Annotated in this window: 4 protein-coding genes; 2 read left to right on the forward strand and 2 right to left on the reverse strand. The window is 66.5% G+C overall.

The window, feature by feature from the left end:
• Together AC01Y6_RS03875 and AC01Y6_RS03880 are read right to left on the reverse strand one after the other, a co-directional pair.
• A partial coding sequence (locus tag AC01Y6_RS03875; protein WP_476670313.1) for an ABC transporter permease occupies positions 1-690 on the reverse strand: 690 nt, incomplete at its 3' end.
• A gap of 53 nt (positions 691-743) precedes the next feature.
• Positions 744-2,492, reverse strand: a complete 1,749-nt coding sequence (locus AC01Y6_RS03880; protein WP_476670314.1) for an ABC transporter substrate-binding protein — start codon at positions 2,490-2,492, stop codon at positions 744-746.
• A gap of 109 nt (positions 2,493-2,601) precedes the next feature.
• Between AC01Y6_RS03880 and AC01Y6_RS03885 the strand changes: the two genes are divergently transcribed.
• Both AC01Y6_RS03885 and AC01Y6_RS03890 read left to right on the forward strand, forming a co-directional pair.
• Complete coding sequence (locus tag AC01Y6_RS03885; protein WP_347240818.1) at positions 2,602-3,633, forward strand: zinc-binding dehydrogenase; 1,032 nt, start codon at positions 2,602-2,604, stop codon at positions 3,631-3,633.
• Positions 3,634-3,683: 50 nt separating this feature from the next.
• Complete coding sequence (locus AC01Y6_RS03890; RefSeq protein WP_476670315.1) at positions 3,684-4,691, forward strand: NAD(P)/FAD-dependent oxidoreductase; 1,008 nt, start codon at positions 3,684-3,686, stop codon at positions 4,689-4,691.
• Positions 4,692-4,813: the final 122 nt, after the last annotated feature.

Here is a 4,813-nt window from a genome sequence, read left to right on the forward strand (position 1 = left end):
CCGGGCGGTGCGGATATAGTCCTGCCCCAAGACCTCCAGCATCTGCCCCCGCATGAGGCGGGAAAGCCCGGCGATGTCATTGGCCGTGGCCACCAAAACCGGCACCACGGCGTGCCAGGCGATGTCCAAGACCTGCCTCAAGGGGGGCATCTGCTCAAAGCCCGTGGAGGTCATGCCGGAGACCGGGAAGAGGAGGGTGCCCGTTCGGAACTTGATCTGGAGGAGGACGTAGATGGCGATGAGGGCGAGGAAAAAGCTCGGCACCGAAAGCCCGATGTAGGCCAGGAAGGAGAGGAGGCGGTCCCCCAGGGAATACTGGCGCACCGCCCCGTAGACCCCGATGGGGATGGCCACCAGGTAGAGGAGGAGCGTGGAGGGGATAACGATCACCATGGAGTTCACCACCCGGGGCCAGATGACCTGAAGCACCGGCGCCTGAAAGGCGAAGGAGTAGCCCAGGTTGAGGTGGAGGAGGTTGTCCATCCAGAGAAGGTACTGCTCGTAGATGGGCCGGTCTAGGCCGAACTGGGCGCGGAGGCGGGCGATGGTCTCCGGGGTCACCTTGGGGTCCAGCTCCAGCTGGGTCAGGTAGTCCCCGGGGGCCAGCTGGATGATGAGGAAGGCGAGGAAGGTGGCCCCGAAGAAGGTGGGGACGAGGTAGAGGACGCGGCGGAGGATGTAGGCGGTCATGGCTTCTCAAAGAGGCCCCGGGGCCATGGGGCCCCGGGAGGCCTCGAGCCCGCTTACTTCTTGATGAAGGTGAGCTCCACTTCCCTGGAGCCCCAGATGCTGGAGATGATGGCGTCCGGGTGCTCGCCGCCCAGGCGGTTGTTCCAGGCGGGGTGGTAGTTGGGCCCGGCGATGTAGATCACGGGGAGGAGGCTCGCCTCAATCTCCTGCATCCGGTAGCCGATCTCCACCCGCTTCTTGAAGTCCAGCTCCGTGCGGCCGCGGGAGTAGAGGGCGTCCAGCTGGGTCTCCCTGGGGTCCAGGCACTGGCCGGACTTGTTCCACATGTGGAGGTTGCCCTTGCAGGGGACCACGTTGGAGCCGAAGGGCCAGTCCAGGCCGCCGCCCGAGAGGCCGATGATGATGGCGTCAAAGGGCCGGTCGGGGCCGGAGGAGAGGAGCTGGCCCACCAGGGTGTTGAAGTCTATGGCCTGGAAGTTGACCTTGACCCCCACCTTCTTGGCCTCGTCCACGAAGATCTTGGCGATCTGCTCCCGCTGGTTGTTGCCGGCGTTGGTGGCCAGGTTGAACTCAAGCCTCCGGCCCTTAGAGTCCACCAGGTAGCCTTCCTTATCCTTCTTGGTGAAGCCGAGCTCGGCGAGGAGCTTCGCCGCCTGCTTGGGGTCGTACTCGTACTTGGGCACCTTGGGGTTGATCCACTGGGTGAGCACGGGGTAGACGCTGGTGTACATGGGGGTGCCCAGGCCCCCGTAGACGATGTCAATCACCGCCTGGCGGTTCACCAGGTGGCTCATGGCCCGGCGGAACTTGTCGGAGCGGAAGAGGCTCTGCTTGAAGGGGTCCGAGGCCTTGTTCCAGTTGAAGACCATGAACTGGCTCGAGGCCACGGGGGAGGCGTTCACCTTGAGGGTGGCGTCCAGGCGGCCCTGCTGGATGGCCTGGCGGACCTGGGAGATGTGGTCCACAGTTCCAGGGGTGAAGACGTCAATGTTCCCCGCCAGGAACTCGGCGAGCTGGGCGTTGATGTCCTTCACGATCTTGATCTCGTAGCGGTCCAGGTAGGGGAGGGGGTTGCCCGCCTCGTCCTTGTTCCACTCCCCGAAGGCGGGGTTGCGCTTCAGGACCAGGCGCTCCCCGGGGCGGTAGCTCTCAATGAGCCAGGGCCCGCCGGAGACGATGTTCTCCGGCTTCTCGCTCAGGGTCCACATCTTCTTGATGCCCTCCGCCCCCTCCTTCTGGTAGACGGGGCCGAAGACGTGGGCGGGCCAGGGCTCAAAGCTGGCCACGGCGAAGGCCTCGGCATCCGTCTTGGGATAGATGAAGCGGAGGGTGTAGTCGTCAAGCTTCTTGAGGACGATGGGCTTGCCGTCAATGAAGAAGGAGTCGTAGCTGTTGGAGCCCACCGCCTTGTCGGTGTGGATGCGCCAGGTGGTGATCCAGTCGTCGGCGGTGATGGGCTGGCCGTCGGACCACTTCATCCCCTTGCGGATCTTGAAGGTGATCTCCAGCTTGTTGGGGCTGATGGTCCAGGACTCCGCCATGTAGGGGATCCAGTCCCCGGTGGTGGGGTCGCGGGTCGCGAGGCCGCGCCCTCCGGAGATGAGGTCCGGCACGTTGGTCGCCTCGGCGGTGAGAAAGGGGTTGAAGGTGCGGAAGTCCGAGATCACCGCCGCCCTAAGCGTCCCTCCCCGCTTGGCCTCGGAGGGCTTGGCCACCGTCCACTTCTGGGGCCAGACGAAGGTCTGAGCCGAGGCGATGCCCGCCAGCGCTAAAATGCCCGCCAAAAGGATTCCTTTTCTCATAGCGCCTCCTTCGCGCGTACGGCCTTACGTTATCGGGGGAAGCTAGACCCTGTCAAGGGTTGACCCTAGGGCCCCTCCGTGAAAAAATCCTCCCCATAAGGAGGGAAGCATGCGCGCAGTGGTCATGCGAGCCAGGGGAGGCCCCGAGGTGCTGGAGGTGGCCGACCTTCCCGTCCCCGAACCCGGCCCCAAGGAGGTGCGGGTGCGGCTTCGGGCGGCCGCCCTCAACCACCTGGACATCTGGGTGCGAAAAGGGGTGGCAAGCCCAAGAATCCCCCTGCCCCACGTCCTGGGGGCGGACGGAAGCGGGGTGGTGGACGCCGTGGGCCCCGGGGTGGAGGGCTTCGCCCCCGGGGACGAGGTGGTGGTGAACCCCGGCCTCTCCTGCGGGCGGTGCGAGCGGTGCCTCGCGGGGGAGGACAACCTCTGCCCCCGCTACGAGATCCTGGGGGAGCACCGCCATGGCACCTACGCCGAGTACGTGGTCCTGCCCGAGGCCAACCTGGCCCCCAAGCCCAAGAACCTCTCCTTTGAGGAGGCCGCCGCCCTTCCCCTCACCTTCCTCACCGCCTGGCAGATGGTGGTGGATAAGCTAGGGGTGCGCCCGGGGGAGGACGTTTTGGTGATGGCCGCGGGGAGCGGGGTGAGCGTGGCCGCCATCCAGATCGCCAAGCTCTTCGGGGCCCGGGTCATCGCCACCGCGGGCTCCGAGGAGAAGCTCAGGAAGGCCCGGGAGCTCGGGGCGGACGAGGCGGTGAACTACACCCACCCCGATTGGCCCAAGGAGGTGCGCCGCCTCACCGGGGGCAAGGGAGCGGACAAGGTGGTGGACCACACCGGGGCCCTCTACTTTGAGGGGGTCATCCGGGCCACGGCGAACGGGGGAAAAATCGCCATCGCCGGGGCCTCCTCGGGCTACGAGGGCACCCTGCCCTTCGCCCACGTCTTCTACCGCCAGCTCGCCATCCTGGGCTCCACCATGGCCTCCAAAAGCCGCCTCTTCCCCATTTTGCGCTTCGTGGAGGAAGGGAGGCTCAAGCCCGTGGTGGGAAAGGTGCTTCCCCTGGAGGAGGCCGCCGAGGGCCACCGCCTCCTGGAGGAGAGGCGGGTCTTCGGCAAGGTGGTGCTCAGGGTGGAGTAAGGACGCCCGTCCCCCCGAGGCGGCCTTAAAATGCCCCGAGAGGTGAGGCCATGGAGCACACGGACGTGATCGTCATCGGCGCCGGGCCTGCGGGGCTTTTCGCGGGGTTCTACGTGGGCATGCGGGGGCTCTCCTTCCGCTTCGTGGACCCCTTGCCCGAGCCCGGGGGGCAGCTCACCGCCCTTTACCCGGAGAAGTACATCTACGACGTGGCCGGCTTCCCCAAGGTCTACGCCAAGGACCTGGTGAAGGGCCTCTTGGAGCAGGTGGCCCCCTTCAACCCCGTCTACAGCCTCGGGGAGCGGGCCGAGACCCTGGAGAAGGAAGGGGACCTCTTCAAGGTGACCACCTCCCAGGGGAACACCTACACCGCCAAGGCGGTGATCATCGCCGCCGGGGTGGGAGCCTTTGAGCCCCGGCGTCTGGGGGCCCCGGGGGAAAGGGAGCTTGAGGGTAAGGGCGTCTACTACGCCGTGAGGAGCAAGGCGGAGTTCCAGGGGAAGCGGGTCCTCATCGTGGGCGGGGGGGACAGCGCCGTGGACTGGGCCCTAAACCTCCTGGGTACCGCCCAGGAGATCACCCTCATCCACCGCAGGCCCCAGTTCCGGGCCCACGAGGCGAGCGTGAAGGAGCTCCTGCGGGCCCACGAGGAGGGGCGCCTTCGGGTCCTCACCCCCTACGAGGTCCGGCGCATTGAGGGGGAGGGGTGGGTAAGAAAAGCGGTCATCTTCCAGAACCAGACCCAGGAGGAGGTGGAGCTGGAGGTGGACGCCGTCCTCATCCTCGCGGGCTACCTCACCAAGCTCGGCCCCGTGGCGGGCTGGGGGTTGGAGCTGGAGAAGAACAAGATCAAGGTGGACACCACCATGGCCACCAGCATCCCCGGGGTCTACGCCTGCGGGGACATCGTCACCTACCCCGGGAAGCTCCCCCTCATCGCCCTGGGCTTCGGGGAGGCGGCCATCGCCGCCAACCACGCCGCCGCCTACGCCAACCCCGCCCTCAAGGTGAACCCGGGGCACTCCTCGGAAAAGGGCGAGGAGAAGGCCCCCGTCTAATACCACCCCAGGCTGGCTTGCGCCAGCCTGGGGGCCCCGGGAAAGAAGCCCGGTGGCCGCCCCGCCAAGGTGCCGAGGAGGGAAAGGGTGAACGCCATCCAGAAAGTGTTCCCCTAAAGGGG

Source organism: Thermus sp., from assembly GCF_056332225.1.